General features: G+C 68.6%; 27 protein-coding genes. 18 read left to right on the top strand and 9 right to left on the bottom strand.

Annotated elements, in window-relative coordinates; translation table 11 throughout:
• Positions 1 to 32: 32 nt before the first annotated feature.
• The 3 genes from ACLJK8_RS02245 (at position 33) to phoB (ending at position 3000) form a co-directional block, all read left to right on the top strand.
• A complete protein-coding gene (locus ACLJK8_RS02245; protein ID WP_413148376.1) occupies positions 33 to 1391 on the top strand; it encodes a sensor histidine kinase in 1359 nt (452 codons plus the stop codon).
• A gap of 180 nt (positions 1392 to 1571) precedes the next feature.
• Entirely contained in the window at positions 1572 to 2273 is a 702-nt protein-coding gene (gene phoU / locus ACLJK8_RS02250; protein WP_413148377.1) for a phosphate signaling complex protein PhoU, read from the top strand.
• Between the two features lie 31 nt (positions 2274 to 2304).
• Positions 2305 to 3000: a phosphate regulon transcriptional regulator PhoB gene (gene phoB / locus ACLJK8_RS02255; RefSeq protein ID WP_413148378.1), complete on the top strand. Its 696-nt coding sequence runs from the start codon at positions 2305 to 2307 to the stop codon at positions 2998 to 3000.
• An 83-nt stretch (positions 3001 to 3083) separates the two neighbouring features.
• Here the strand turns inward: phoB and gfa are convergent, their stop codons facing one another.
• The 4 genes from gfa to ACLJK8_RS02275 all read right to left on the bottom strand — a co-directional run bounded on the left by gfa (position 3084) and on the right by ACLJK8_RS02275 (position 7934).
• Entirely contained in the window at positions 3084 to 3725 is a 642-nt protein-coding gene (gene gfa / locus ACLJK8_RS02260; protein ID WP_413148379.1) for an S-(hydroxymethyl)glutathione synthase, read from the bottom strand.
• 97 nt (positions 3726 to 3822) lie between these two features.
• Positions 3823 to 6045 carry a PAS-domain containing protein gene (locus ACLJK8_RS02265; protein ID WP_413148380.1) on the bottom strand — a complete coding sequence of 741 codons (2223 nt, stop codon included), beginning with the start codon at positions 6043 to 6045 and terminating at the stop codon, positions 3823 to 3825.
• On the bottom strand, positions 6045 to 7223 hold the full coding sequence (locus ACLJK8_RS02270) for an FIST N-terminal domain-containing protein (protein WP_413148381.1): 1179 nt from the start codon (positions 7221 to 7223) through the stop codon (positions 6045 to 6047). Before ACLJK8_RS02270 ends, ACLJK8_RS02265 begins: the two co-directional genes overlap by 1 nt.
• A gap of 9 nt (positions 7224 to 7232) precedes the next feature.
• A complete protein-coding gene (locus ACLJK8_RS02275; RefSeq protein WP_413148382.1) occupies positions 7233 to 7934 on the bottom strand; it encodes a response regulator in 702 nt (233 codons plus the stop codon).
• Between the two features lie 352 nt (positions 7935 to 8286).
• On the opposite strand from ACLJK8_RS02275, the gene ACLJK8_RS02280 reads away from it, so the two are divergent.
• Together ACLJK8_RS02280 and ACLJK8_RS02285 are read left to right on the top strand one after the other, a co-directional pair.
• Positions 8287 to 9135: a hypothetical protein gene (locus ACLJK8_RS02280; RefSeq protein ID WP_413148383.1), complete on the top strand. Its 849-nt coding sequence runs from the start codon at positions 8287 to 8289 to the stop codon at positions 9133 to 9135.
• 1 nt (position 9136) lies between these two features.
• The gene (locus ACLJK8_RS02285; protein WP_413148384.1) at positions 9137 to 9532 is read left to right on the top strand and encodes a hypothetical protein; all 396 of its coding nucleotides are present in this window, start codon (positions 9137 to 9139) and stop codon (positions 9530 to 9532) included.
• Between the two features lie 100 nt (positions 9533 to 9632).
• Here the strand turns inward: ACLJK8_RS02285 and ACLJK8_RS02290 are convergent, their stop codons facing one another.
• On the bottom strand, positions 9633 to 10514 hold the full coding sequence (locus ACLJK8_RS02290; protein ID WP_413148385.1) for a quinoprotein dehydrogenase-associated SoxYZ-like carrier: 882 nt from the start codon (positions 10512 to 10514) through the stop codon (positions 9633 to 9635).
• 137 nt (positions 10515 to 10651) lie between these two features.
• On the opposite strand from ACLJK8_RS02290, the gene ACLJK8_RS02295 reads away from it, so the two are divergent.
• Together ACLJK8_RS02295 and ACLJK8_RS02300 are read left to right on the top strand one after the other, a co-directional pair.
• Entirely contained in the window at positions 10652 to 11668 is a 1017-nt protein-coding gene (locus tag ACLJK8_RS02295; RefSeq protein WP_413148386.1) for a quinoprotein relay system zinc metallohydrolase 2, read from the top strand.
• A 138-nt stretch (positions 11669 to 11806) separates the two neighbouring features.
• Positions 11807 to 12076, top strand: a complete 270-nt coding sequence (locus ACLJK8_RS02300) for a hypothetical protein (protein ID WP_413148387.1) — start codon at positions 11807 to 11809, stop codon at positions 12074 to 12076.
• A gap of 22 nt (positions 12077 to 12098) precedes the next feature.
• Here the strand turns inward: ACLJK8_RS02300 and ACLJK8_RS02305 are convergent, their stop codons facing one another.
• Positions 12099 to 12731, bottom strand: coding sequence for a hypothetical protein (locus ACLJK8_RS02305; RefSeq protein ID WP_413148388.1), 633 nt, complete (start codon positions 12729 to 12731; stop codon positions 12099 to 12101).
• 163 nt (positions 12732 to 12894) lie between these two features.
• Here ACLJK8_RS02305 and ACLJK8_RS02310 point away from each other — a divergent pair, with 163 nt between their 5' ends.
• The 10 genes from ACLJK8_RS02310 (at position 12895) to ACLJK8_RS02355 (ending at position 23292) form a co-directional block, all read left to right on the top strand.
• The gene (locus tag ACLJK8_RS02310) at positions 12895 to 13098 is read left to right on the top strand and encodes a hypothetical protein (protein WP_413148389.1); all 204 of its coding nucleotides are present in this window, start codon (positions 12895 to 12897) and stop codon (positions 13096 to 13098) included.
• A 181-nt stretch (positions 13099 to 13279) separates the two neighbouring features.
• Positions 13280 to 14410 carry an S-(hydroxymethyl)glutathione dehydrogenase/class III alcohol dehydrogenase gene (locus tag ACLJK8_RS02315; RefSeq protein ID WP_413148390.1) on the top strand — a complete coding sequence of 377 codons (1131 nt, stop codon included), beginning with the start codon at positions 13280 to 13282 and terminating at the stop codon, positions 14408 to 14410.
• Between the two features lie 499 nt (positions 14411 to 14909).
• Positions 14910 to 16715 (top strand): methanol/ethanol family PQQ-dependent dehydrogenase, encoded by a 1806-nt coding sequence (locus tag ACLJK8_RS02320; RefSeq protein ID WP_413148391.1) that lies wholly within the window; start codon positions 14910 to 14912, stop codon positions 16713 to 16715.
• 189 nt (positions 16716 to 16904) lie between these two features.
• A complete protein-coding gene (locus ACLJK8_RS02325; RefSeq protein WP_413148392.1) occupies positions 16905 to 17447 on the top strand; it encodes a c-type cytochrome, methanol metabolism-related in 543 nt (180 codons plus the stop codon).
• A complete protein-coding gene (locus ACLJK8_RS02330; protein WP_413148393.1) occupies positions 17431 to 18300 on the top strand; it encodes a substrate-binding domain-containing protein in 870 nt (289 codons plus the stop codon). The genes ACLJK8_RS02325 and ACLJK8_RS02330 overlap by 17 nt, the downstream gene beginning before the upstream one ends.
• Before the next feature lie 194 nt (positions 18301 to 18494).
• Positions 18495 to 19244 carry a hypothetical protein gene (locus tag ACLJK8_RS02335; RefSeq protein ID WP_413148394.1) on the top strand — a complete coding sequence of 250 codons (750 nt, stop codon included), beginning with the start codon at positions 18495 to 18497 and terminating at the stop codon, positions 19242 to 19244.
• Positions 19245 to 19402: 158 nt separating this feature from the next.
• Positions 19403 to 20785 carry an aminotransferase gene (locus tag ACLJK8_RS02340; RefSeq protein ID WP_413148395.1) on the top strand — a complete coding sequence of 461 codons (1383 nt, stop codon included), beginning with the start codon at positions 19403 to 19405 and terminating at the stop codon, positions 20783 to 20785.
• A gap of 61 nt (positions 20786 to 20846) precedes the next feature.
• Entirely contained in the window at positions 20847 to 21770 is a 924-nt protein-coding gene (locus ACLJK8_RS02345; RefSeq protein ID WP_413148396.1) for a DMT family transporter, read from the top strand.
• A 105-nt stretch (positions 21771 to 21875) separates the two neighbouring features.
• Positions 21876 to 22220, top strand: coding sequence for a DUF952 domain-containing protein (locus ACLJK8_RS02350; RefSeq protein WP_413148397.1), 345 nt, complete (start codon positions 21876 to 21878; stop codon positions 22218 to 22220).
• A gap of 4 nt (positions 22221 to 22224) precedes the next feature.
• Entirely contained in the window at positions 22225 to 23292 is a 1068-nt protein-coding gene (locus tag ACLJK8_RS02355; protein WP_413148398.1) for a quinone-dependent dihydroorotate dehydrogenase, read from the top strand.
• A 28-nt stretch (positions 23293 to 23320) separates the two neighbouring features.
• Here ACLJK8_RS02355 and ACLJK8_RS02360 read toward each other — a convergent pair whose 3' ends face one another.
• The 3 genes from ACLJK8_RS02360 to ACLJK8_RS02370 are packed head-to-tail and all read right to left on the bottom strand — an operon-like array spanning position 23321 to position 25667.
• On the bottom strand, positions 23321 to 24649 hold the full coding sequence (locus ACLJK8_RS02360) for an MATE family efflux transporter (protein ID WP_413148399.1): 1329 nt from the start codon (positions 24647 to 24649) through the stop codon (positions 23321 to 23323).
• Positions 24646 to 25218, bottom strand: a complete 573-nt coding sequence (locus ACLJK8_RS02365) for a PaaI family thioesterase (RefSeq protein ID WP_413148400.1) — start codon at positions 25216 to 25218, stop codon at positions 24646 to 24648. Before ACLJK8_RS02365 ends, ACLJK8_RS02360 begins: the two co-directional genes overlap by 4 nt.
• Positions 25215 to 25667 carry a PaaI family thioesterase gene (locus ACLJK8_RS02370; RefSeq protein WP_413148401.1) on the bottom strand — a complete coding sequence of 151 codons (453 nt, stop codon included), beginning with the start codon at positions 25665 to 25667 and terminating at the stop codon, positions 25215 to 25217. The genes ACLJK8_RS02365 and ACLJK8_RS02370 overlap by 4 nt, the downstream gene beginning before the upstream one ends.
• 181 nt (positions 25668 to 25848) lie before the next feature.
• Between ACLJK8_RS02370 and ACLJK8_RS02375 the strand changes: the two genes are divergently transcribed.
• Entirely contained in the window at positions 25849 to 26265 is a 417-nt protein-coding gene (locus ACLJK8_RS02375; RefSeq protein ID WP_413148402.1) for a MerR family transcriptional regulator, read from the top strand.

Below are 26265 nucleotides of genomic sequence, written 5' to 3' on the forward strand. Positions count from 1 at the left end.
GAGCGGCAGGGTCAGGAGGCACCGCGAACACCATGTCGAAGGCACTGGATATCTGGCTCGCGCTCGCGGCGGGTGCCCTGATGGCGGCGGCGGTGACCGCGCCCTTGCCGCCCCTCGTGGCCTTTCTGGTCGGCGCGGGTTTCGTCCTCGCCGTGGCGCTGTCGCGGCGACGATGGTCGGCCGCGACACCCGCGACCGCCGGGACGAGCACGGAGAACGGCGCGGCGGAGCTTCAGGGCGAGCCGGTCCAGGCGAGGGAGGAGATGTCCTCCGATTTCGCGGAGGCGCTGGTGGAGGCGCTTCCGACGCCGCTTCTCATCATCGCCCCCACCGGACGCGTCAGTTTCGCCAATTCCGCCGCCCGCGCCTCGCTGCCCCGCATCCGCGTCGGCGAGCATTTCGCCGGCGTTATCCGGGCGCCCGCCTTCGTGGAGGCGGTGAATGCGACCTTCCTCGATGGTGTCGAGCGGTCCGTGGAGTATTCCTCGCTCCGCGATCAGGAGCGTTTCTTCGAGGCACGCATCGTGCGCCTGCCCGACACCGAGGGGTTCGGACCCAGCCAGCATGTGATCGCCCGGATCGACGACCGGACCCGCGCGCGGCGGGCCGAGCAGCAGCGGTCGGATTTCATCGCCAATGCGAGCCACGAGCTTCGCACCCCGCTCGCGGCCATCATCGGCTATGTCGAGACGCTGCAGAACCACGCGCGCGAGGACGCGGCGGCGCGGGAACGGTTCCTGTCGATCATGGCGCGCGAGGCGGGGCGGATGCGCCGGCTGGTCGACGACCTGCTCTCGCTCAGCCGGATCGAGATGAACGAGCACCTGCGCCCGAGCGAATGCTGGTCGCTCAATCAGATCGCCTCCGAGAGCGCGACGGCGCTCCTGCCCGTCGCCGAGCAGGACGGGGTGGAGCTGCGTGTCGAAGTCCCGGCCGACGGCGCGCCGGTCATCTGCGACCGGGACCAACTCGCCCAGGTCTTCGCGAACCTCATCGACAATGCGATGAAATACGGCGGCAAGTCGTCGGTCGTTCGCGTCTTCCAGGCACCGCCGAGCCGCGCCTATCCCGGCCGGATCGGGATCTCGGTCTCCGACACCGGGCCCGGCATCCCGCGCGAACACGTCCATCGCCTGACCGAACGCTTCTACCGCGTGAACGCGAGTCAGAGCCGGCACAAGGGCGGCACGGGACTTGGCCTCGCGATCGTCAAGCATATCCTCAATCGCCACGGAGGGCGGCTCGAGATCACCTCCACCCCAGGCGAAGGCAGCGTCTTCACGGTCTGGCTCGGCCCGGCGGATACCTTGTCGAAATCCGATCATTCCTCCGCCGGCTCGGCTCCCGAGGATGTGGCGGAACCACCGGTCGCGGCGCTACGATCCGCATGAGGGTGAACATTCGCAGAAACGTCACACTACTGTCATCTCCCTGTTGCCAGCGGAACTATACTCCCGCCAACCGCGTTCCGGGCTGAGGAGTAGTGTGGCCTTCGCCACGGATGATCATAGAGAGAGCATTTTCGCGGCGCGGTTGAGATAGCCGCTCCGCCCGATGCCAAATAGGCGGATATGACACATATCGTGACGGGCTTCGACGAGGACCTTGTGCAGGTCCAGGCCCGGATTTCGGAAATGGGCGGGCGCTGCGAGGAACTGCTCTCGAAGGCGCTCGAATGCGTGCAGTCGCGCGATGTCGAACTCGCCCGTGTCGTGATCGAACGCGACCGCGCGCTCGACCGGATGGAGATCGCGGTCGAGGAATCCGTGGTGCGGATGATCGCACTGCGACAACCGGTCGCGGCGGATCTCCGGGTGCTGATCGCGGCGATGAAGATTGCCTCGACGCTGGAACGGATCGGCGATCTGTCGAAGAACATCGCCAAGCGCGCGATTCCGCTCTCGGCCGGCAAGCATGGCACGGTGACGGCGTCGATCGTGCGGATGGGACGGCAGGCGCTGGTTCAGCTTTCGGACGTTCTGAACGCGCATGCGGCGCGCGATGTCGATCTGGCGCTGCAGATCTGGAACCAGGACTACGAGATCGACGAGATGTACAATGCGATCTTCCGGGAGGTCGTCACCTACATGGTCGAGGACAGCCGGCTGATCGGGATGGGCGCGCAACTCATGTTCGTCGCGAAGAACCTGGAACGGATCGGCGACCACACGACGCATATCGCGGAAATGGTGTATTATATCGTGCGCGGCGAGCCGATCCGGGAGGATCGGCCGAAGAGCGAGCCAGCGGGCCTCGACTTCATGCGCGCCTGAGGATCGTCCAGAGTAATGTCGAGGAATGCCGATGTGCGCCAAGGTTCTCATTGTCGAGGATGAAGAGGCGATCAGCGATCTGCTGAGTTACAATCTCGAAAAGGAAGGGTTCGCGGTCTCCGTTTCCGCCGATGGCGACGATGCCATCATGTCGGTCAAGGAGTCGCGGCCCGATCTCATCCTGCTCGACTGGATGCTGCCGAATGTCTCGGGGATCGAGCTTTGCCGGCAGCTGCGCGGGCAGATGGAGACGCGCGAGATCCCGGTCATCATGCTGACCGCGCGCGGCGAGGAGGAGGATCGCGTGCGCGGTCTGACGACCGGCGCCGACGATTACGTCAGCAAGCCGTTCTCGATGAGCGAGCTCGTCGCGCGGATGCGCGCCGTCCTGCGCCGCGCCTCCCCCGCCGTCGCGGGCGACGTGGCGAGCTTCGCCGATCTCGTGCTAGACCGGCAGCTTTGCCGCGTGCGCCGGGGCGAGCGCGACGTGCATCTCGGCCCGACCGAGTTCCGCCTGCTCGACGTGCTGATGCAGCGGCCGGGCCGCGTCTTCTCGCGCGAGCAGCTGCTCGACCGGGTCTGGGGCCAGGACGTCTATGTCGAGAGCCGGACGGTCGACGTGCATGTCGGACGCTTGCGCAAGGCGCTGAACCGGCGGGGCGACCGCGATCCGATCCGCACCGTGCGTTCCAGCGGCTACGCGCTCGACGAGACCTACACCGGCTGAGCGACCCGCGCCGGCCGAGCCACGGCCGGGAACCGGACCAGGGGGCGGGGTCCATCCGGACCTCCGCCCCTTCGGCGTTCCGGTCAGGCGGGCAGCTTGCCGTTCTTCTTGCCGATATGCGTGGCGATCGCATCCATCAGCGGCGGCGAGAGGCAGTCATAGGGTTCCAGACCGAGCTCGCGCAGCCGACCGCGCACGCCGTCCATCTTCGACGGATCGAACCCCTGCTCGATGATCGAGGAGACGAAGGCCGCGAATTCCGGCGGGGACCAGCCCGGCTCGGCGCTGAGTTCGGTATGCACGAAGTCGAGCCCGTGGAACGGATGGCCCGTATCCTCGATCCGGCCGTACATGTGCACGCCGCAGTCCCGGCAGGCGTGGCGCTGGATCGCCGCCGAGGTGTCGACGATCTCCAGCTTCTCCGCGTTCTCGATCACCTCCAGCTGATCGCGGCCGACCACCGCGACCTGCGAGAAGATCGCCCCCTCGGGCTTCCAGCATTTCGAGCAGCCGCAGACATGATTGTGCGCCGTCTGCGCGCCGACCCGCACCCTGACCGGATTGCTCGCGCATCGGCAGGTCAGCGTCCCGCCCGCGAATCCCGCCGCCGCCGGTGGAAAGCCGTTATCGACCGAAGGATGGATCTTCACGCCCGAATAGCTGGGTGTCGGGGGACGCGGCGTCTCGCCCGAGCCGCCGCCAAAGAGACTTGCCAGCAATCCCATGATCTCTGTTCCTCCCGTTCCCGTAATGGCCCAGACGCTGCGCCCCGGTCAGGGCGAAATCAATAGCCAATAGGTCGTGGGGTCTTCGCCCGCGGAATCAGGCAGCGCCCCCGGCGATACTGGTCTTCACCCATTGCAGGACGGCCTGCAGGCGATGCAGTTCGAGCGGCTTGTGCAGCAGGGTGATGTCGTTCTGCGCCGCGGCGGCGCGCAACTCCATGCCACGGTCGGCGGAGACGATCACGGCGGGGATCATCCCATGCGCCGCGCGGAGCTTCAGGATCGCATCGAGCCCGGTCTCGCCATCGTCGAGCAGGTAGTCGGCGACGATCACGTCCGGCGCCGTGCCGAGGTCGTCGATCAGCGCCTCGGCACCGGCGAGATCGCGCGACTCGAGCGGGCTCGTGCCCCAGTCCTCGAGCAGCGCGACCATGCCCGCGCGCACCGCGTCGTCATTCTCGATCACCATGGCGATCATGTCGTCGAGCAGCGGCCCGCGGTGCGCGTCGCGGTCCTCCTCGCCCGCCAGCGTCGTCGGCTCGGCGACCGGCACCGAGACGCCGAACCGCGTGCCCCGGCCGACCTCGCTGTCGAGCGACAACGGGTGGTCGAGCAGCGCGCAGGCGCGTTCCACGATCGCGAGGCCGAGCCCCATGCCCTGCGGCGTGCCAGGAGAATGGTCGAGCCGGACGAATTCGTCGAAGATCTCGGCGCGACGGTCGGGCGGGATGCCCGGCCCGGTGTCGCAGACGAGGAAGCGCAGCCGGTCCCCCCGGCGGAGCGCGCCGACCAGCACCTTGCCCTGTTTGGTATAGCGCAGGGCATTGACGACGAGGTTCTGCAGGATGCGCCGCAGATAGGCCGGGTCGCTCTCGACCCAGAGCGAACAGGGAATGACCCGAAGCTCGAGACCGCGTTCGTGTGCGAGCCCCTGGAATTCCTGATCGATCGAGCGCAAGAGCGGCGCGACCGGCATCACGGTGACCTCGGTGCTGGCCTTGCCGATGTCGAGGTTCGAGATGTCGAGGAGCGCGCCGAGGATGGTTTCCACGCTCTCGAAGGCGCTCCCGATCCGGTCGGCGATGCCGCGCTGCTCGGCGTCGAGATCGGTATGGGTGAGCGACGAGACGAAGAGCTTCGCCGCGTTCAGCGGCTGCAGCAGATCGTGGCTCGAACTTGCCACGAAGCGCGATTTGGACGCATTGGCCCGCTCGGCCTCGTCGCGCGCGGCTTCGAGCTCGCGCGTCCGCTCGGCCACGCGCTGCTCCAGCGTCTCGTTCGCATTGTGCATCGCGGCGACGGCCAGGCGCTCCGCCGTCATGTCGGTGAAGCTGATCACGAAACCCCGGTCCGGCATCTCCTGGCAGAAGACATCGAGCACCGCGCCATCGCCGCGCCGCAGTTCGAGCAGCAGCGGCCCGGCGCGCGTGTCGCGCTCCGCCCATTCGCCGAGCGCCTCGAGCTCGGCCGTCGGCACGAAACGGGCGCCCGCGGTCATGTATTCGAGGATGCTGCGGAAGTCGCTGCCGGCCTGGGTGAGCTGCATCGGCAACGAGGTCAGCCGCCGCAGCCGGTGATTGCAGCCGGCGAGCCTGCGCCGGGGATCGAAGATCGCGACCCCCTGAGTGATGTGATCGAGCGTCGCGCGCAGGAGCCGCGCCTGATCGTCGAGCATCCGGTCCCGTTCCTCCCGCTCGCGCCGGACCATGTTCGTCACGTCGGTCTGGACCACGGCGGTGCCGTCGGAGGGGGTGCGATAGGCGCTGACCTGCAGCCAGCGGTCGTTGATCAGCCCGACGAGGAAGACGATGCGGGGGCTGCGGTGGTCGCGGAGCCGCTGGCGCGCCCATTCCTCACGGCTCTCGTCGTCATCGACCTGAAGATGCTGGCTCCGGGAGACCATACGCACGTAATCGACGAACTTGAGCCCCGGACCCAGCTTCGAGGCGACATCGGGGAGTTGCGCGGAGAAGCGGCTGTTGCAGAGGATGAGCGCGTCATCCTGCCCGAAGAGCGCGAAACCCTCCCGGACCGCCTCGATCGCATCGTAGAGGTCGTTGCGCGCCTGCTCCGCGTCCTGCCGCGCGACATTGAGCCGCGCATTGGCGATCGAGAGCATCTTCATGGTCTCGTCGAGATCCTTGGTGCGGGCGCGCACCTGTTCCTCGAGCGCGGCGGCGATCTGGAACTGGCTGTATCCCGCGCCGCCGCCGGAGCCGATCTCGCGCTCGATCCGCTCCATCAGCACATCGGCGATCCTGCGGAGCTTCAGGTTCTGCGTCGAGAGATCGTCCGAGGGATCGAGCAGCAGCGGCTTCATCACGTCTCTCCGAGCGGGGGATAGATCGCGACGCCGGTGAAGGTCTGGTTGACGTGCAGCATGTTGAGCTGCTCGCCATAGCTGTTGAAACCGACGACATTGTGGCGGGCCAGCGTCTCGGACATGACGCCCTTCACCTGGGTCTCCTCGACCTCGAGCCGGCGCAGGATGCATTCGCAGGCGAGGATCGTCTCCGGAGGCCCGTCGGGCGAGAGCGCCTCGAGCGAACGTTCGAGATGCGCCGAGATCTCCTGGCCCTCGGCCAGCGTCAGCACCTGGCCCGTGTCCACCGCCGAGAAGAGCCGCAGGTCGCCGTTCGGCTCGACCTGCTGGATCGCGCAGACGTGATGGGTATCACCGATGCGGATCGCCACGGGATGGGCCGCGAAGACGAAGGGCGAGAGCTGGTCCGGGTCGCGGCCGAGCGCGCGGGCATAGGCGCGGGCCGCCGGTTCGGCGTTGATCTCCATCAGGAGCCGGCGGGAGGGGTCCGCCGCCGTCACCACCATGCGCTGCTGGGTCGGGACCAGATGGTCGAAGCGGAAGACCTTGACCTGGCAGTTGGTGCGAATGAAGGCGAGAACCGCCGTGTTGGAGCGGAACGCACCCTCGGCGAGGACGAAGGTCCGCTGGAAGTTCACCCCATCCGCCGCCGAGCCGCCGAAGAGTGGCGCGCCGCCGAGCGCGGGGCCGAGCGCGCTGACGAACTGTTCCTCGCGCATGGAGAGCCCGTCGCAGAGCAGAAAGGCGAATTCGCTCGGCCAGGCCGGCGCGCTCGCCGCGAGACCGTTGCGGATGCGCAGGACATCCTGGATCGAGAGGTGGCGCGGGAACTGCTCGAGATCGGGGATCATCAGCGTCTGGGCGCGGAAATGCGCCGCCGGCAGCCCGACGCCGACGACGGCGCCCTCGAGATAGCCGTTCTCCCCGATCTCGCCGGCGGTCGTCGCGCCGATCACGGTCTGGCCGGGAAACTCGCGCATCACGGCGGCCGAGATCGCATCGGGCGAGCGGTTGGCGGAAACGAAGATCACGATCAGCGTGAAGGGCCCTGGACCGAGCATCGCGCGAATCTCGGCGATCGCGGCGTAGTCGTCGGTCCGCGACGACTGTGCGCGGCGAACCCGACCACGCGCCCCGCCCGATCTCTCCTGGACGACGCCGAATACTTCTCCCATCCGCCGAGTTTATTCGCCCTTGCTGTCCGAGCGCAAGATCGAGGCGAAGCTCGCCTTGTTCGCGACGAGCACCGCCTGGGTCCGGCTCTGCGCGCCGAGCTTGCGCAGGATCGCGGTGATATGCGCCTTCACGGTCGTCTCCGCGATCGAAAGCTCATAGGCGATCTGCTTGTTCGGCTTGCCCTCGCAGACGAGATCGAGGATGCGCGCCTGCTGCGCCGTCAGGTCGGAGAGCCGCGCCGCCGGATCGACCGCCTTGGCGGCCGCGGTCGGCGCCTTCGGCGGCACGTAGCTGTCGGGCGTGAAGGTCTCGCCGGCCCAGATCTTGGTGAAGGCCTTGACGAAGACCTCGCGCGCCGAATGCTTCGGAATGAACCCGGCCGCGCCCGCCTGGATCACCGAGGTGATGATCCGGCTGTCCTGGAAGGACGAGACGACGATGACCGGGATGCCCGGCGCGGCGGACTTCAGCCGCAAGAGCCCGTCGAGCCCGGCGACATCCGGCAGGTTCAGGTCGAGCAGGATCGCATCCGGCGCCTCGCCCGCGCGCACCTTCTCGAGCCCGTCGCCGAGGCAATTCGCCATGGTGATGGTCGAGACGCCGAGAGCGCCTGTCAGCGTCATGGCGAGAGCCTCGCAGAACAGCGGATGATCGTCGATCACCATCACATGCTGCGCGCCCTGACCCGGAGTGTTCGTCAATGAAATCACGGCAGACCGCATCCACGCATCCTCAAGCCCATGCTCTCGATGGTAGCAGAGAGATTCCGCCAGAGGATATTAGACCAAAGGTGAACGCGGCGCGCCGCCGCCGTTTCAACCGATGAGGGTGCCCGGTCTCGGAGTCCGAGGCCGGGTGTCGGGTGTTCGAGGCAGCCTCCGCCGCCTCGGACCTTGGGCTCACCGGCCCCGCGCACCTGTGCGAGAGGACCATACAAAGGTGCGAGAATCGCATGTCGCGGATTGTCGCGCCGCGTCGCGAGGTTAAGATCGGCGCCCGAACCCGGACCGCCGCGGGCCCTCCGGGCGCGCGAGCGGCGGAGACGTTCGTGGGAGGATGACGATGACAGGCCCATCGGGGACAGGCCCATCGGGGACAGGCCCATCGGGAAAGCGGCGCCGCCCGGCGCGGGCCGCGGCCGCCGCGCTTTCGCTCGCACTGGCCGCGCCCCTGCTCGGGACAGGCTTGGTCGGCTCGGGATTGCTCGGGATCGGTTTGCTCACGTCCGGTTTGCTCGGGCCCGGGGCGCGGGCGGGCGAGGCTCAGGACCGGCTCTTCGCACTCGGCGCGCTCGATGCCGTCGAGACCGGGGAGACGCTCGTCTACGACTATTCCCGCCGCGGCACCTGGCCCGGCGACGAGCCGGCCAGGCTCGATCACGGCGAAGCCCGGCTGACCGTCGAGCCGCCGGGCGCGGACGGCGCCCAGCGCGCGCGCGCCGAGGTCCGCGACGGCGAGACGGTGATCGGCCGGTTCAACCCCTTCCCCGTGGACGCCGGCAATCCGATGTTCATGGTCTTCATGGAGGAGGCGGTCTCGACGATGGCCACGCTGACAGGGGGCAGTTCCTTCTACATCCGCAACCGGATGCGCGAGGCGCTGGCTTCCCAGAACGCGGTCGAGGAGACCACGGTTTCCTTCGACGGCCGGTCGGTTCCGGCGCGCGTGCTGACCTTCCAGCCGTTCCTGAACGACAGGAACGCCAACAAGATGGGCCCGGCCTTCGTCGACCTCACGATCCGCTTCACCATGAGCGACGAGATACCGGGCGGCTTCGCGCGGATGGAGGCGGTGACCGGACCCGCCGCCGCCGCGCCGGCCCCGGCTGGGAGCGCGCCCGAGGCGGGCGAACCGGCGGGAGAGCCTCTCGTCGACATGAGCTTCAATCTCGCCAAGGTCGAGGAGGGCTGAGATGCACGGAAAGATCGCGATCCTCGCCGCGCTGGCAATAGGCGTCTCCGTCATTGGAATTTCCGCGCCAGCGCCCAGTCTCGCACAGGGCGCGCGTCCGGCGGACAGCGGCGCGGGCCTCGTCAACGACTACCCGACCGAGGCGCGGGCCGATTACGTCTTCACCTGCATGGCAGCCAACGGACAGACACGCGAGACGCTGCGCCGGTGTTCCTGCTCCGTCGACGTGGTCGCCTCGATCCTGCCCTATGAGCGCTATGTCGAAGCGGAGACGGTGCTGGCCATGCGGCAGGTCTCGGGTGAGCGGGTCGGCATGATGCGGACCGCGCCGATGGCGAACGACCTCGTGCGCGACCTGCGGCGCGCGCAGGCCGAGGGCGATGTCCGCTGTTTCTGAGCGCAGCCGATCCGCCTCCCGGGAGGCGACGCCCCGGGGGCCGGACCGCTGTGCGTCCGATCTCCGGGTGTTGGCTCCCCGGGCGTCGGCTCCTCGGGCGTCAGCTTCCGAGCGGGAAACTGCCCTCGAAACTTCCGCCGTCCGTGTCATGCGCCTCGACGCTGAGCGCCTCGCCCACGCCGCTGTCGACATAGCGGAAGCGGAAGGTCGGGTCCTCGCTGATCGAGATGCCGCCCTCCATGCGGAACAGCATCTCCTCTCCCCGCCGCACCTCGACCGTATCGATGAACCAGGCCGGCACGAAGAGATGGGTGATCTGGTCGCGCTGCAGCCCCGAATAGTTCGGGTGGCGGAGCATCACCTGCGCCGTCCGCCGCGTGCCCGACGCCGCCGGCTCCTGCTCGTACCAGCGCGCCTTCATCTGCCCGAGCGCCGCGAGCGCGGCCTCCGCGTCCTTCGACGCCGGCGCCGAGCAGCCGCCCGAGGCGCGGACGTAGGCGCCCACCATGTGAAGCGCCCCGTCCTCGGTCTCCGCGATCGCACGGATGTTGGAATAGGCATTGACGCGGACGCGGGTTTCGAGGTCGAGCGGCGCCATCGCCGGACCGAAGGTGAAGACCGCGGCGACCGGCGCCGGGTTCTCGTCTATGACGAGCGTCAGCTTGGCGATCCGCGCGGTGCCTTCCTTCTGGACCAGCCGCACCGGGACCGTCGCCGCGTCCTCGGCCCGGAATGGCGCTTCGAGGGCGAAGAGCCCTGCGCCGTCGAGAAGCTCGCCTTCGCCCACGACATCGCCGCGGATCTCGTCCCAGGCCTCGCTCGGCCGCATGGACGTGTCGCGTGCCATATCACCGGCCGCCTCGGCCGTCTGCGCGCGAACGCCCTGGCCGCCGGGCAGGGCGAGCAGAGGCAGGGCGAGGGCGAGTATCGCGGCGGCGCGCATGAAGGGCGCGGCGAGGCGCGCAGAGACGAATCCGGACATGACGGGCTTCCTCCCACGAAGCGGTCCGCAGCATACACCCGAAACGATCGGTTTCGTAGCGCGACATTCGTCGCTGGATTCATCCCGGGATTCGTGCCCGGCTTCGTCTCCGGGCGGTGCCGGGCGGGAAGGACAGCATGATCGAGCTCCTGATGGAAATCTGCCTGGCGGACCGTCCGGACGCCTGCGCCCGCCACCTGCTCCCCGGCCCCTGTGTCGAGCAGCGCGCGCTCGACTGGGTCGCGGCCCGGCCCGGCCTCACGCTCCGGGATTCGTCCTGCGATCCCGCCGGCCTGTCCGCGCTCCCGGTCACCGAAGTCGCGCCGGGCGTCTTCGTGCACGAAGGCCGGCAGGAACTCGCCAGTCCCGAGAACGCCGGCGACGAGGCCAACATCGGTTTCGTGATCGGCGAGGAAGCGGTGGCGGTGATCGACGCCGGAGGCTCGCGCCAGGTGGCCGAAGGGCTCCACGCCGCGATCCGGGCCCGGACGGAGCTGCCGATCCGCTGGCTCGTGCTGACGCACATGCACCCCGACCATACGTTCGGCACCGAGTTCTTCCGGGAGGCGGGCGCGCAGGTGATCGGCCACGCGCGCCTGCCAAACGCGCTCGCGAACCGCGCCGAGAGCTACACCGAGGCGGCGGAGCGGACGATGGGGCCGCTGATCGCCCGCGCCGCGGCGATCGTTCCGCCCGAGGAGACCGTCGCGGAGACGCGCGACCTCGACCTTGGCGGGCGCGTGCTGCGCCTGGAAGCCTGGCCGACCGCGCATACCGACAACGACCTGACGGTCCGGGATCTCGCGACCGACACCTGGTTCATGGGCGATCTCGTCTTCGACCGCCAGACGCCGTCGATGGACGGCTCGGTCCTGGGCTGGCTCGACCTGCTCGGCGATCTCTCCGGCCAGCCCGCCGCGCGAATCGTTCCGGGACACGGCGCGGCCGCGCTACCCTGGCCGGAAGGCGCCGATGCGACCCGCGGCTACTTTTCCGCACTGGTGGAGGAGACGCGCGAATCCCTCGCCTCAGGGGAGAGTTTGGGCGCGGCGGCGCCCAGGCTGGGCAAGGACTTGCGCGGCGACTGGCTGCTCTTCGACGCGTTCAATGCCCGCAATGCGACGGCGATCTATCGCGAGCTCGAATGGGAATGAACGAGCCCGCGAAAACCGGCTTCGTGGACGCGGCCTGATCGCGTAAAATGGACTTCGAGCACGGTATTGGTCCCGCGCTCGAAACAGAAAACCACAGACTTCCCCCGGGAGGGGAGCCCGTTGGCGGAAACAGCCGTGATGAGCACGGCTGTGATTCAGGTCATGGGGACGAATATGATCGAACTCGCATTCATTGTCTGCCTGATGTCGGCGCCGCACGATTGCCGCCAGAAGGTCATCAAGTTCATGCCCGGCCAGTCGGCCGCGCTCTGCATGTATCACGCGCAGCCGATGCTGGCCGCCTGGGTGGGACAGCGGCCCGATTACCGGGTGACGAAATGGCGCTGCCGCGAGATGGCCGACAGCCTCGCCGAGCGGAACGACCCGGACGCGGCCCCGCCGCTCTGAATCGCGCCACGCGGAGCGCGCCTCAGGTGAATTCCGCGAGAATCCGCGCGATCGCGAAGGCGCGCTGCTCCAGAAGCACCGGCGTCTCGCAGACATAGGTCAGCGACTGCGACCGCTCGCGAAAGACGCGGATATCCCAGTTCAGGTTGTCCTGCGCTTCCTCGACCTTGTCGAGATCGGGCTCCGGGGCCGCGCGCAATTCCGCGAGCGCGGCCTCCTTCTCCTTCACCGCGTCGGAGAGCGCGACCTGGCTGTGGGCGTAGCGGCTGATCCCGCTCATGATCTGGCGGCGCTCCGTGTCGATCCGGTCGAGCACGCCGGAGAAGAGCAGCGCCATCCGCGCCGGGCGCTCCGAAGCGTCGAGCCCGGATGCGTAGTCGGTCGCGAGCGCCCTGACCTCGTCGAGGCTGGTGCGCCGCGCGGCCATCACCCCGGCGAGCCGCGCGATCTCCGGATCGTCCTCCCAGTCTCCCTCGGCGGGCGGGCCGGCCCACATCTGGCCAGCCGACAGATTGGGCACCTTGCGCTGGACGCAGGGCCAGTCGGGATCGCTCTGATCCGCCGCGCGGACGGGGCCGGCGAGCGGCGGGAGCAGGCCGGCCGCCAGGACGAGGGCCAGCGCGGCCCGCGGTGCACGAGCGGGTTTCGCAGTCATGCGGGGTCCTCCATCGATGCGCCGCGCGTACCTTATTGACTTGTTGAAACCGTCGCGGGGGTCAAGACTGACCTTGGGATTCCGCCGGAAACCGACGCCAAGGTCGGGGGTGCGCCGATCCGTCGCGGTCGCGCCGGACGCCCGGCGGTCGAGGAGTCGAGCCATGATCGAACTCATCTTCATCGCCTGCCTCAAGGTCGAGCCAGGCACCTGCCAGCAGCGGGTCCTGGGCTTTGTCGGCGGGACTCCCGCCGCCTGCGCGCGCCGCGCCCAACCGGAACTCGCGGTCTGGGCCGACACCCATCCGGCCTTCGCCATCGCCTCCTGGAAATGCGCCGACGGCGAGACGCGGGAACGCGATGCCTGACCCGCGCATCCCCTCCGCGGGCGCCGGTCGCGAGGCCTGATGGCGATCGGGGCTGGACGGGGGACCAGCACCAAAGTCTAATCGGCTCCGGCGGCTTTGGGTTGTAAGTCGCCAGCAATCGGCCAGAGACGCGGCCAAGTCCGCGCGCACCGGCCGACCGGAAGGCCAATCGGAGGAAGCCATGAAAACACGCGCGGCCGTAGCATTCGAGGCGGGCAAGCCGCTTGAGGTGACTGAGGTCAACCTCGAAGGGCCGAAGGAAGGCGAGGTCCTGATCGAGGTCAAGGCCACCGGCATCTGCCACACCGACGAGTTCACCCGCTCCGGCGCCGACCCCGAAGGCCTGTTCCCGGCAATCCTCGGCCACGAGGGCGCGGGCGTCGTCGTCGAGGTCGGCCCCGGGGTCACGAGCGTGAAGAAGGGCGATCATGTCATTCCGCTCTACACGCCGGAATGCCGGTCCTGCCCGTCCTGCCTCAGCCGGAAGACCAATCTCTGCACGTCGATCCGCGCGACCCAGGGCCAGGGGCTGATGCCCGACGGCACCTCGCGCTTCACCACGCTCGACGGCGATCCGATCCACCACTACATGGGCTGTTCGACCTTCTCGAACTACACGGTCCTGCCCGAGATCGCGGTGGCGAAGGTTCGCGAGGACGCGCCCTTCGACAAGATCTGCTACATCGGCTGCGGTGTCACGACCGGCGTGGGCGCGGTCATCAACACCGCCAAGGTCGAGATCGGCTCGACGGCCGTGGTCTTCGGTCTCGGCGGGATCGGGCTCAACGTGCTGCAGGGACTGCGGCTCGCGGGCGCCGACATGATCATCGGCGTCGATCTCAACAACGACCGCAAGGAATGGGGCGAGAAGTTCGGGATGACCCACTTCATCAACCCGACCGAGATCGGCGAGGATATCGTCCCCTATATCGTCAACCTCACGAAGCGGGGCGCGGACCAGATCGGTGGCGCAGATTACACCTTCGACTGCACCGGCAATGTGAAGGTCATGCGCCAGGCGCTCGAATGCTCGCACCGGGGCTGGGGCAAGTCGGTGGTGATCGGCGTGGCGCCGGCCGGGGCGGAGATCGCGACGCGTCCGTTCCAGCTCGTGACCGGCCGGCAGTGGCTCGGCACCGCTTTCGGCGGCGCGCGCGGCCGCACCGACGTGCCGAAGATCGTCGACTGGTACATGGACGGCAAGATCCAGATCGACCCGATGATCACCCACACGATGCCGCTCGAGGACATCAACAAGGGCTTCGACCTGATGCACCACGGCGAGTCGATCCGGGGCGTCGTCCTCTACTGAGAGAATGCCCCCGACATCGGGCCCGGCGGACCGATCCGGTTCGGCGGGCCCAGACGCGCATGCCTCCCCTCGGGCGGGCAATTCTCCCGCGGACTTCGGGCCGCCGCGCCCGGGTTCGTCGCGCCGCGGACAGGCCTGCGAAGCCGGTACCGGCCCGGACAGCGCCCGGTGATCACTCCCGCGGCCGCTCCGCTCGGCGCCTCCAGAAAAATTTTCTGATATCAGATACTTGCACGGTACCGAGCCGCGTGCGCGAAGGACGACCGCGCCCTTGTGGATGGGGTACTACTTTATGCCAATCAGAACGGCTTTGTTGTTGACCGGCTCAACGGCCCGCCCTTTTAATGCCCTCAAAAGAAGCGTGATAAATATCCTCCTCAGGGAGGGAAGGCGTCTTTCAGGTGGAGGAGTTCGTGCCGGCCGCGCCGTCTTCGGTGTCGGTTGGCGGCTCGGTTCAATCTGCCAGTGACAGATTAAAACAGCCCAGTGGGAGGGTTAGATGATCAGATATGCATTGCCGGCGGCGGCCGCGTTACTGCTTTCGGGCAGCTGGGGCGCTTCCGCCAACGAAAGCACCCAGCAGGCGATCAGCGACGCCAAGAACTGGGCGATCCAGACGGGCGACTACGCGAACCAGCGCTATTCCACGCTCGAACAGATCACCAAGGCGAACGTGGGAGACCTGCAGGTCGCCTGGACCTTCTCGACCGGCGTGCTGCGCGGCCATGAGGGCTCGCCGCTCGTGATCGGCGACATCATGTATGTCCACACGCCGTTCCCGAACATCGTCTACGCGCTCGATCTCAAGCAGGACGGCAAGATCATCTGGAAGTACGAGCCGCAGCAGGACCCGAACGTCATCGGCGTGATGTGCTGCGACACCGTCAACCGCGGACTCTCCTTCGCGGACGGCATGGTCTTCCTGTCGCAGGCCGACACCACGGTCGTGGCACTCGACGCCGCGACCGGCGAGGTCAAGTGGAGCGTCAAGAACGGCGATCCGGCGAAGGGCGAGACGGCGACCGCGACCACGATGCCGTTCAAGGACAAGCTGCTCGTATCGATCTCGGGCGGCGAATTCGGCGTGCAGGGCCATGTGACGGCCTACAACATCGCCGACGGCTCGCAGGCCTGGCGCGCCTATTCCGTCGGCCCGGACGACCAGATCCTGTTCGACCCGGAGACCACCACGGAGCTTGGCAAGCCCGTCGGCGCGGACAGCTCGCTCAAGACCTGGGAAGGCGACCAGTGGCAGATCGGCGGCGGCACCACCTGGGGCTGGTTCTCCTACGACCCCGACCTGAACCTCATCTATTACGGCTCGGGCAACCCCTCCACCTGGAACCCGTCGCAGCGGCCGGGTGACAACAAGTGGTCGATGACGATCTTCGCGCGCGACGCCGACACCGGCGTGGCGAAATGGGTCTACCAGATGACGCCCCACGACGAATGGGACTTCGACGGCGTCAACGAGATGATCCTCGCCGACATCGAGATCGAAGGCCAGCAGGTGAAGACGCTGGTCCACTTCGACCGCAACGGCCTCGCCTACACGATGAACCGCGAGACCGGCGAGCTTCTCGTCGCGGAGAAATACGACCCGACGGTCAACTGGACAACCGGCGTCGACATGGACCCGAATTCGGAAACCTACGGCCGCCCGGCCGTGGTCGAGGAATACTCGACCGAGGCCAATGGCGAGGACGTGAACACGACCGGCGTCTGCCCGGCCGCCCTCGGCACCAAGGACCAGCAGCCGGCCTCCTACTCGCCGAAGACCGGCCTCTTCTACGTGCCGACCAATCACGTCTGCATGGACTACGAGCCGTTCCGCGTGAGCTACACCGCCGGCCAGCCCTATGTCGGCGCGACCCTCTCGATGTTCCCCGCGCCGGACAGCCACGGCGGCATGGGCAACTTCATCGCCTGGGACGCGGCGGCGGGCGAGATCAAATGGTCGCTGCCCGAGCAGTTCTCGGTCTGGTCGGGCGCGCTCGCGACCGCGGGCGACGTGGTCTTCTACGGCACGCTCGAAGGCTATCTGAAGGCGATCGACTCCGAGACGGGCGAGGAACTCTACAAGTTCAAGACCCCGTCGGGCATCATCGGCAACGTCTTCACCTATGAGCACGCCGGCAAGCAGTATGTCGGGGTCCTCTCGGGCATCGGCGGCTGGGCCGGCATCGGCCTCGCGGCGGGCCTCACCAATCCGAACGAGGGCCTCGGCGCCGTCGGCGGCTACTCGGCGCTCAGCGACTACACCGCGCTCGGCGGGCAGCTGACCGTCTTCGCGCTTCCGGACTGATTTCCGGAACCGGGGTTCGGACGCGGCCGCGCTTGGGGAGTAGCGGGGCGTCCGGGTCTCGAGGCCTTTGACCACCAGGGGGCGGGACACCTCGTGTTTCGCCCCCGTTGCTGGCCCGGCCTCGAATTCACTGCAAAGGGCGGAGACCCTGTCGAAGTCGAAATCATGTAGCTGGGTCTTGGGAGGACCATGATGATCCGCGCCAAATCACTCCTCGCCGTCACAACCGTGACAACAGCCGCCGCGCTCGGCATCGCCACGATGGCCGTCGCGCAGACCGCGGCGCTGACGCCGGAGCAGCAGGCGGCCAATGTGACGCCCGACTACGAAACCGACGGCAAATGGTTCACGGCCGAGGATGTCCCAACCTTCAAGGTGGAAGAGGACGGAACCGTCGACTGGTACACGTTCTCTGGCTTCCGGCGCTACAACGCCGAGTGCTTCGTCTGCCACGGGCCGGATGGACAGGGTTCGACCTATGCGCCTCCGCTCGCGAAATCGGCGCTGCGGATCGACTATTACGACTTCATGGGAATCGTCGCGGGCGGGAAGCAGTCGGGCAACCTCGTGATGCCGGCCTTCGGCGAGAACCGCAACGTGATGTGCTATCTCGATGACATCTACATCTATCTCAAGGCCATGGGCACGGAAACCATCGCCCGCGGCCGCCCGGCCAAGCGCGCCGAGAAGCCCGAAGCCTATGCCGAGCAAGAAGATGCCTGCATGGGCTAGCGCCGCGGCGGGTCCGGTGGCGGGTCTGGCGGCGGGCCTCGTGGCGGCGGTGCTGGTCGCCGGGCCGCTCGCGGCCCAGCCCACGGATCTCGTGTCGCGCGAGGCCTTCCGGGTCTGCGCCGATCCCGCCAACGTGCCCGAAAGCGTCGAGGACGGATCTGGCTTCGAGAACCGGATCGCCGAACTCATGGCGACGACGCTCGACCGCCCGCTCCAGTACTTCTGGTCGCCGATGGCGATGGGCTTCGTGCGCCGCACGCTCATGAGCTACAACTGCGACGTCATCATCGGTTTCGCCCAGGGCGAGGACATGGTGATGACGACGAACGCCTATTACACCTCGGGCTACACGCTGGTGACGCGCGAGGACAGCGACCTCGCCGATGTGACCACCCTCGCCGACCCGAGGCTGAAGGGGCGAAGGATCGGCGTCATCGCGGGTACGCCACCGGCGAGCTATCTCGCGCATTACGGGCTGCTCGGGACGGTGCGCGGCTACAACCTGCAGGTCGACCGGCGCGTCGAAAGCCCGAGCGAGGACATGCTGCGGGCGATCGACGCAGGCGAACTCGACATCGCCGTGATGTGGGGGCCGGTCGCGGGACCGCTCGTCAAGCAGTCGGAGGCGCCGCTGAGGCTCGCGGTCCTGATCGACGAGCCGAAGCCGGCCGGTGTGCCGCGGCTCTTCTATCGCGTGAGCATGGGGGTTCGGAACGGCGAGGACGTCTGGAAGCGCGAGCTGAATTCGACGCTGCGCAAGGTGCAGCCCGAGATCGACGCGATCCTGCGCGAGGCGGGCGTGCCGCTCCTCAACGACATGGGCACGGCTGAGAAGCCCGAGGCCGCGCAGTGACACCGGCCCGGCCAGCGGGATTGCCCGGCCTGGGCGTCCTCGCGGCCATGGTGCCTCTGCTCGCGCTGGCGCTCGTTGCTCCGCCGTCGCTTCCCTTCCTAGCCGCGGGAAGCGCGCGGGCCGCCGGGGCGGAGGACACCGCGCCGTCACCCGCCGAGGCACCGGCGGGCGCTGCGTCGGAGACGCCAGCGGAAATGACATCAGGAGCACCGGTCGAGCAGCCCGTGGAGCCACCGGTCGAGGCACCCCGTCCGCCAGAGGGACAGGCACTGGAAACGCCAACGCCGCCAGAGACCTCGCCCCCCGCCGCGACGCCCCTCCCAGCTCCCGCGCCCGTGACGAGCGCCCCACCCGAGCCCCGAACCGGCGTCGGAACCGCCGCCCCGCCGCCTTCGCGACCGCCCGGGCCTCCGGCGGCGCGGCCGGAAGCGGCTCCCGCGCCGGAGCCCGAAGGGTATCACGGTGAACCCTACCGCTCGCCGGTGCCCGCGACCCTGAAGGGCGCGGAGGTTGTCGGCGACGCGGCCGCCCATGCGCTCTGGCGCGCCGGGGTGCCCTTCGTCGACATGCTCCCGACCGCGGTCAGACCGGCCAACCTGCCCGCCGGCACGCTCTGGCGCGATCCGCCGCATGAGACGATCCCCGGAGCCGTCTGGCTCGCCAACACCGGCTATGCCGCGCTCGACCCGGAGACGGAGCGCTACTTCCTCGACGCTCTCGGCCGGATCAGCGAGGGACGCGTGGACGCGCCGCTGGTCTTCTTCTGTCAGCGGGACTGCTGGATGTCCTGGAATGGCGCGAAGCGCGCGGTCGAGAACGGCTATGCGCGGGTGTTCTGGTATCCCGCCGGCACCGACGGCTGGCGCGAGCAAGGCGGCGTGCTCGAAACGGTCAAACCCTACGCGCCGCCCGCCGCCTCGGAGGGATCTGAGCCAGCCCCCTGATCGCCGCGCCACATCGAAGCCGCGGTCCGAGCCCGCTCCAGAGGCGCGCCGCCTTGGCGACGAAACGGCGCGGGCGCACGGGACGGGCCCCGGTTGCCTTCCCTTGCCGCGCGGCCTAGGGTCGGCCCGTCCCTCCCACTACCATCGAGCGCGGGCCCATGAACCATCCGCTGTCCAATTCCCAGATGCGCGACGCCGATGCGCTCCTGCATCCGTATGCCAACGCCGTCGCGCTGCGCGCGAACGGCGTGCAGATGATCGACCGGGGCGAGGGGATCCGCGTCTATGACGAGAACGGCAAGGGCTACATCGAAGGGCTCTCGGGCCTCTGGTGCGCCGGCCTCGGCTTCAACAACGAGGAACTGATCGAGACCGCGCGGGAGCAGATGGCGAAGCTCCCCTACTACCACCTCTTCACCGGCAAGAGCCACGAGAAGGCGATCGAACTCGCCGAGAAGCTGAAGGAGCTCGCCCCCGGACGGATCGCCCGCGTCTTCTACCAGTCGAGCGGGTCCGAGGCGAACGAGACCCAGATCAAGATGGCCTGGTACTACAACAACGCGCTCGGCCGGCGAGAGAAGAAGAAGATCATCAGCCGGGTGAAGGCCTATCACGGAACGACCATCGTCTCCGCCTCGCTGACCGGACTGCCCTACAACCACCTCGATTTCGACCTGCCGGTTGATCGCATCAAGCATACGACGACCCCGCATTTCTGGAAGGGCGCGGAGCCCGGCGAGAGCGAGGCCGAATTCACCGCCCGCCTCGCCCGCGATTTCGAGGAGATGATCCTCGCCGAGGGGCCCGATACCGTCGCGGCCTTCATCGCCGAGCCGATCATGGGCGCGGGCGGGGTGATCGTGCCGCCCGAAGGCTATTTCCCGGCGATGGCGGAGGTCGCGCGGAAATACGACATCCTGATGATCTCGGACGAGGTGATCTGCGGCTTCGGGCGCACCGGCCAGTGGTTCGGCGCGCAGACCTTCGGCTATGAGGCGACGTCCTATTCCATGGCGAAGCAGCTGACCGGTTCCTACCTGCCGCTCTCCGCTGTCGGGATCAATCAGGACATGGCCGATGTGATCGAGAAGCATACGGGCCAGATCGGCACCTTCGGGCATGGTTATACCTACGGCGGCCATCCGGTCGGCTGCGCGGTCGGGATCAAGACGCTGGAGATCTATCACCGGATCGACGCGCCGGGCCGGGTCCGCGCGCTGGCCCCGAAATTCGCCGCGCATCTCGACCGGCTCGCCCAGCACCCGCTCGTCGGCGAGGCCCGGCATACGGGGCTGGTCGGCGCGCTCGAACTCGCACCGGAGAAGTCGCCGAAAGGGTTCGAGACCCCGGGCAGGGTCGGCCTCCGGCTGGCGCAGGAACTGCTTGAGCGCGGCGTGATCGTGCGCGCGATGGTCGATACGATCGCCTTCTGCCCGCCGATGATCATCACCGAGGAAGAGATCGACGAACTCTTCGCCCCCGTCGAGGCCGCGCTCGACGCGACCGAGGCCTGGGCCAGAGCGGAAGGCCACCTCGCCTGACATTCTCGCGGGGCGCCCGCCCGCCCCCCTCTCCGCTCCCACGCTCCGAGAAAGGCGCCGCATGACCGGCCCGCTGCGCGGCATCGCCTGCAAGATCGCATCCGTCACCTGTTTCGTCATCATGGCGGCGATCATCAAGGCGACGGCCTCCGTCGTACCGGCGGGACAGGCGGTGTTCTTCCGGTCGCTCTTCGCGATCCCGGTGATCCTCGTCTGGCTCACGGCGCGCGGCGAGTTGCGGCGCGGGCTCGCGACGGCGCATCCGCTCGGCCATGCCTGGCGGGGGATCGCGGGGACGACCTCCATGATCCTGATCTTCGCCGCGCTCGGCCTCCTGCCGCTTCCGGAGGCGACCGCGCTCGGCTATGCGACGCCGCTGCTTCTCGTCATCTTCGCGGCGATGTTCCTCCGCGAGCGGGTCCGCGTCTTTCGCCTGCTCGCCGTGCTCGTCGGCCTCGCGGGCGTGCTGATCGTGCTCTCGCCGCGCATGACGCTCGGCGTCGAAGGCGCCACATCGGCGGAGACGCTCGGCGCGGTGCTGGCGCTCGGCGGGGCGACCTTCGCGGCGCTGGCGCAGGTCTATGTGCGCAAGCTCGTGCGGTCGGAGGAAACGGCGGCGATCGTGTTCTATTTCTCCGTCACCGGCGCCTGTGTCGGCCTCCTGACCCTGCCCTTCGGCTGGGTCCTGCCCACGCCGGGCCAGACGGTGCTGCTCATCGCGGCGGGGCTGATCGGCGGCGTCGGGCAGATCCTGCTGACCGAGAGCTACCGCTACGCCGAGGCGAGCCTGATCGCGCCATTCGAGTACACCTCGATGCTGCTCGCGATCCTGATCGGCTATTTCGTCTTCTCCGAGATCCCGACCCGCACCACGATCGTGGGCGCGACGCTGATCGTCGCGGCGGGTCTCTTCATCATCTGGCGCGAACGCCAGCTCGGCCTGGCACGCGCCCGCGCGCGTCAGGCCATGACCCCGCAGGGGTAGAATCGGGCCATGACCCCGCGGGGGTAGAACGCGCATGACACGGCGAGGGACAGGAACGTGATTGATGTTGACCGCGCGCCGGAGCGCCGCCAAGCTGAGGACGCCATGCAGATCTTCAAGGTCTTCCGCGCGCCCGAATGGGCGGATCTGGTCGAGAACGGCAGCACCCCGGGCTCTCCTGTGGATCTGGCCGATGGCTTCGTTCATTTCTCGACCGCCGAGCAATTGTCCGAGACGATCCGGCGGCATTTCGCGGGCGAAACCGGGCTCGTTCTCGCCGCGATGCTGGCGAGCCGGGGCGGCGCCTGGCTGCGCTGGGAGGCCTCGCGGGACGGTGCGCTCTTCCCGCATCTCTACCGCGATTTCGAGATGGAAGACGTTCACTGGTCGCGGCGGCTGGACGACGACCCGGCCGCGCATGCGCTTCCGGCCGAAACAAGCTGCGCCTGACCCCATGCGCGCGATCGACCGACTCGGCCTGCCGGTTCTGCGGGGGCTCTTTGATCCTGAAACCGCGCATGGCCTGGCGCTCAAGGCCTTGCGCCTCGGGCTCGGGCCGGCAAGCGGCCTGCCGAGTTCGCCCCGGCTCCGGACCCGCCTCGCGGGGCTGGACTTGCCGAATCCGATCGGGCTCGCGGCGGGTTTCGACAAGAACGCCACCGCGCTGCCGGCGCTGGCGCACGCGGGCTTCGGCTTCGTCGAGGTCGGCGCGGCGACCCCGCTGCCCCAGCCCGGCAATCCCAAACCCCGGCTCTTCCGGCTGGACGCCGACCGGGCGGCGATCAACCGGTTCGGCTTCAACAACGACGGGGCGGTGGCGATCGCCGGCCGGCTCGCCGCGCGGCCCAGGGGAGCGGTGATCGGCCTCAATCTCGGCGCCAACAAGACGAGCATCGACCGGGCCGCGGATTTCGCGCGCGTGTTGACGCTCGCCGGGCCGCATGTCTCCTTCGCGACGGTGAACGTCTCCTCGCCCAATACCGAGAAGCTTCGCGACCTGCAGGGGCGCGACGCGCTCGACGCGCTGCTCGGCAGGGTCATGAAGGCGAACGCGGGCCTCGTCAGGCCGGTGCCGATCTTCCTGAAGATCGCCCCGGACCTGACCGACGCGGAACTCGCCGAGATCTGCGCCGTCGCCGAGGATCATGGAATCGCCGCGCTGATCGCGACCAATACCACGCTCTCGCGCGAGGGTCTGACCGATCCCCGGAAGGAAGAGGCGGGCGGCCTGTCGGGCCGGCCGCTCTTCGCGCGCTCGACCACGATCCTGGCCAAGGCGGCGCTTCTGACCGGGGGCCGCCTGCCGTTGGTCGGCGTTGGCGGCATCGCATCGGCGGAGGACGCCTATGCGAAGATCCGCGCGGGCGCCTCGGCGGTGCAGTTCTACACGGCCATGGTCTTCGGAGGCATCGGCCTCGCGGCGGAATTCGCCCGCGGCCTCGACGCGCTGCTGGCGCGGGACGGTTTCGCGAATGTCACCGAGGCGGTGGGGCTCGACGCGGAACGCTGGGCCAACGCCTGAAACCCGGCGAGCCCCCTGCGCGCGCGACTCAGGCGACGCGCGCCTCGATCTTCGGATAGCGCAGGCCGAGCGTGATCCCCCGGGCCGTGTTGAGAATCATGAGCCCGGCCCAGAGCCCGTGGTTGCCCATGAGCGGGATCAGCGCCGCCAGCGCCAGCGCATAGACCGCGACCGAGACCAGCGCGGCGTCGCGCATGTCCCGCGTCTGGGTCGCGCCGATGAAGATGCCGTCGAGCATCCAGGCGGCGATCCCGATCAGGGGCGCCGCGATCAGCCAGGGCAGGAACTCGCGCGCCGCCGCCCGGACCGGCTCCGAGGTCGTCATGACGTCGATGATCGGCGGACCGAGCAGGCCGAACGCGAGCGCCAGCGCCACGGCGAAGCCGAGCCCCCATTGCGAGGACAGGATCGCGGCGCGGCGGAGTTCCGCGCGTGACCCCTGCCCGATCGCCTGCCCGACCAGCGCCTCGGCCGCGAAGGCGAAGCCGTCGAGCGCATAGGCGGTGACGTGGAGGAACTGGAGCAGGATCTGGTTCGCAGCCAGCGGCACGTCGCCGAGGCCGGCGCCGAAGAACAGGAAGGCGGTGAAACAGGCCTGCAGCACCACCGAGCGGATCATGATGTCGCCATTGACCGCCGCCATGCGCCTGAGCTTCACGGGATCGAAGACCCGCGCCCAGTCCCGCCATTGCGCGCCCGAGAAGGCCGCGCGGCAGAGCCAGAGCCCGAGCGCGAGCCCGGCCCATTCCGCGATCAGCGTGGCGAGCGCCACCCCCGCGACTCCCCAACCGAGGCCGAGGACGAAGGTGATCGAGAGCGCGACGTTCAACCCGTTGGTGAAGACCTGAAGAAGGAGCACGCCGCGCGCCCGCTCCATCGCGATGAGCCAGCCGGTGAGCGCATAGGCGGCGATCGCCGCCGGCGCGCCCCAGACCCGGATCGCGAGATAGGTCCGCGCGAGCCCCTCCACCTCGTCGGAGGCGGGCGCGAGCCGGAAGGCCGCCCAGAAGATCCCGACCTGGCCGAGGATCATCACCGCGCCCGCGGCGAAGGCGATCATGATCCCGCGCGTGAGGAGCGCCCCGGTCTCGCCCGCGTCGCCCGCGCCCCGCGCCTGGGCCACGAGTCCGGTCGTGCCCATGCGCAGGAAGCCGAAGATCCAGTAGATCGAGAGCAGGATGATCGCACCGAGACCCACGGCGCCGATCGGCGCCGCCTGGCCGAGCTGGCCGATCACGGCGGTATCGACCGCGCCGAGCAGCGGCACGGTCGCATTCGAGACGACGATCGGGAGTGCGACGCCGAGCACGCGGCGGTGGGTCATCGGCGGAACGCGGACCCTGTCGGGAGCGCTCATTCGCCGCCGCCGCTCCCGCCGCCGCTCCCCCTGAGGCCCGGCGGCATGTCGGGCGCCCGCTCGCGCCCGACGAGCGTCGGCATCAGGAAATGCCCGGTCGCCTGCGCCATCGGACGGCCGCGGTTGTCCTGCCAGGCTTCGACATGGACGCTGGCGTAGCGCCGGCCCATCCGCGCGACCCGCGCCCGGGCATAGGCGTCGCGCGGCAGCCCCGAGCGCAGGTAGTCGATGGTGAAGTCGATCGTCTTCGGCCAGGACGGGAACTGGCCCGCCTCGATGGCGGCGGCTTCCGGCCCGCCACCCTCCATCCGCTCCCAGACCATCTGCCAGGCGAGTTCCATGAGCGCGGTGATCTCGAGAAAGGCTCCGATCGCGCCGCCATGCAGCGCGGGAAGCATGGGATTGCCGATCAGCTTCTCGTCGAAGGGCATCCGCGCCGTCAGCTCGTCGCCGCGCCGGTCGAACTCGACCCCGAGATGGCGGACATAGGGCACGGAGCGCGCGAGATGCCCGAGCGCGGTGTCGCGGCGCTGCTTGGCAACCTGAACCGGCTCGATCTTCTGCTTCACGCCGCGCCCTCCGCGTCCGGTTTCCGGGTTCCGTCGACCATGAAGGCTCCGGCCGCGGCGGCGACGGGTTCGTCGAGTCCGTCGGCATAGGCGAAGGCGCGGACGAAGGCGACGCTGCGGGTCACGCGGTAGCACTCCGCCCGGCCGAGCAGCGCCCGTCCCGGCGGCGCCGCGCGCATGTAGTCGATCCGGAGATCGATCGTGGCCGTGGTTTCCGGCCCGGCGGGGTGATTCATCACCGCCGCGCCACAGCAGGTGTCGAGCAGCGTGGTGACGACGCCGCCATGGAGGACGCCCGAGTCGGGGTCGCCGACGAAGCGGGGATCGTACTCCATGCGCAGGGCCGCCCGCCCGGCGTCGATTTCCACCAGCTTGATTCCGAGATCGCGCGCATGGGGCAGAACGTCGATGAACGCCTGCGCCTCCTCGATGCTCACTTTTCGCGTCATGGCGCTCTCCTTTCGGCTGCGACATGGCCACATTCGGCGGCCCGGCACAATGCCAACCGGCCTCCTGCGGCGGGGCGTTAATCGCATGACGCAACGTCACCCTTACGTAAACGTAAGATTTTGATTGCTTGATAACCCGGCCGGTCCCATGTTCCCGGCAAGCACTTGAGGGAGGCCAGCGATGACCGAGGACGAGGCCGAAGCCGCCGAAAAGGCGCGGAGCATCGGTGAGATGTGCGCCGAGTTCGGCGTTACGCCGCGGACCTTGCGTTTCTATGAATCGCTCGAACTGATCTCGCCGGTCCGGCGGGCGCAGCACCGGCTCTACACCCGCCGCTGCGCCACGCGCCTGCGGCTGATCCTGCGCGGCAAGCGCTTCGGCTTCAGCCTCGAGGAGATCCGCCAGCTCCTCAACCTCTACGATCTCGGCGACCAGCAGCTCACGCAGCTGAGCCGCACCCGCGACGCCGGGAGAGAGCGACTCGATGCGATGCGCGCCCAGCGCGAGGAACTCGATCTCGCCATCGCCGATCTCGAACGCCAGCTCGCCCTCATCGACGACATGCTCACCCGCCGCTCCGGCGCCGAAGCCAACTGA

The organism is Amaricoccus sp. W119, from assembly GCF_047275745.1.
Classification (GTDB): domain Bacteria; phylum Pseudomonadota; class Alphaproteobacteria; order Rhodobacterales; family Rhodobacteraceae; genus Amaricoccus.

Bases quoted from the DNA above. Each gene is read 5' to 3' on its own strand.
- ACLJK8_RS02325 (WP_413148392.1), top strand. From the start codon at position 16,905: ATGATGATCCGCGCCAAATCACTCCTCGCCGTCACAACCGTGACAACA.
- ACLJK8_RS02345 (WP_413148396.1), top strand. From the start codon at position 20,847: ATGACCGGCCCGCTGCGCGGCATCGCCTGCAAGATCGCATCCGTCACC.
- phoU (WP_413148377.1), top strand. From the start codon at position 1,572: ATGACACATATCGTGACGGGCTTCGACGAGGACCTTGTGCAGGTCCAG.
- ACLJK8_RS02285 (WP_413148384.1), top strand. From the start codon at position 9,137: ATGCACGGAAAGATCGCGATCCTCGCCGCGCTGGCAATAGGCGTCTCC.
- ACLJK8_RS02375 (WP_413148402.1), top strand. From the start codon at position 25,849: ATGACCGAGGACGAGGCCGAAGCCGCCGAAAAGGCGCGGAGCATCGGT.
- ACLJK8_RS02280 (WP_413148383.1), top strand. From the start codon at position 8,287: ATGACAGGCCCATCGGGGACAGGCCCATCGGGGACAGGCCCATCGGGA.
- ACLJK8_RS02245 (WP_413148376.1), top strand. From the start codon at position 33: ATGTCGAAGGCACTGGATATCTGGCTCGCGCTCGCGGCGGGTGCCCTG.
- phoB (WP_413148378.1), top strand. From the start codon at position 2,305: ATGTGCGCCAAGGTTCTCATTGTCGAGGATGAAGAGGCGATCAGCGAT.
- ACLJK8_RS02310 (WP_413148389.1), top strand. From the start codon at position 12,895: ATGATCGAACTCATCTTCATCGCCTGCCTCAAGGTCGAGCCAGGCACC.
- ACLJK8_RS02370 (WP_413148401.1), bottom strand. From the start codon at position 25,667: ATGACGCGAAAAGTGAGCATCGAGGAGGCGCAGGCGTTCATCGACGTT.
- ACLJK8_RS02360 (WP_413148399.1), bottom strand. From the start codon at position 24,649: ATGAGCGCTCCCGACAGGGTCCGCGTTCCGCCGATGACCCACCGCCGC.
- ACLJK8_RS02305 (WP_413148388.1), bottom strand. From the start codon at position 12,731: ATGACTGCGAAACCCGCTCGTGCACCGCGGGCCGCGCTGGCCCTCGTC.
- gfa (WP_413148379.1), bottom strand. From the start codon at position 3,725: ATGGGATTGCTGGCAAGTCTCTTTGGCGGCGGCTCGGGCGAGACGCCG.
- ACLJK8_RS02265 (WP_413148380.1), bottom strand. From the start codon at position 6,045: ATGAAGCCGCTGCTGCTCGATCCCTCGGACGATCTCTCGACGCAGAAC.
- ACLJK8_RS02320 (WP_413148391.1), top strand. From the start codon at position 14,910: ATGATCAGATATGCATTGCCGGCGGCGGCCGCGTTACTGCTTTCGGGC.
- ACLJK8_RS02350 (WP_413148397.1), top strand. From the start codon at position 21,876: ATGCAGATCTTCAAGGTCTTCCGCGCGCCCGAATGGGCGGATCTGGTC.
- ACLJK8_RS02335 (WP_413148394.1), top strand. From the start codon at position 18,495: ATGACATCAGGAGCACCGGTCGAGCAGCCCGTGGAGCCACCGGTCGAG.
- ACLJK8_RS02295 (WP_413148386.1), top strand. From the start codon at position 10,652: ATGATCGAGCTCCTGATGGAAATCTGCCTGGCGGACCGTCCGGACGCC.
- ACLJK8_RS02330 (WP_413148393.1), top strand. From the start codon at position 17,431: ATGCCTGCATGGGCTAGCGCCGCGGCGGGTCCGGTGGCGGGTCTGGCG.
- ACLJK8_RS02315 (WP_413148390.1), top strand. From the start codon at position 13,280: ATGAAAACACGCGCGGCCGTAGCATTCGAGGCGGGCAAGCCGCTTGAG.
- ACLJK8_RS02270 (WP_413148381.1), bottom strand. From the start codon at position 7,223: ATGGGAGAAGTATTCGGCGTCGTCCAGGAGAGATCGGGCGGGGCGCGT.
- ACLJK8_RS02290 (WP_413148385.1), bottom strand. From the start codon at position 10,514: ATGTCCGGATTCGTCTCTGCGCGCCTCGCCGCGCCCTTCATGCGCGCC.
- ACLJK8_RS02300 (WP_413148387.1), top strand. From the start codon at position 11,807: ATGAGCACGGCTGTGATTCAGGTCATGGGGACGAATATGATCGAACTC.
- ACLJK8_RS02355 (WP_413148398.1), top strand. From the start codon at position 22,225: ATGCGCGCGATCGACCGACTCGGCCTGCCGGTTCTGCGGGGGCTCTTT.
- ACLJK8_RS02340 (WP_413148395.1), top strand. From the start codon at position 19,403: ATGAACCATCCGCTGTCCAATTCCCAGATGCGCGACGCCGATGCGCTC.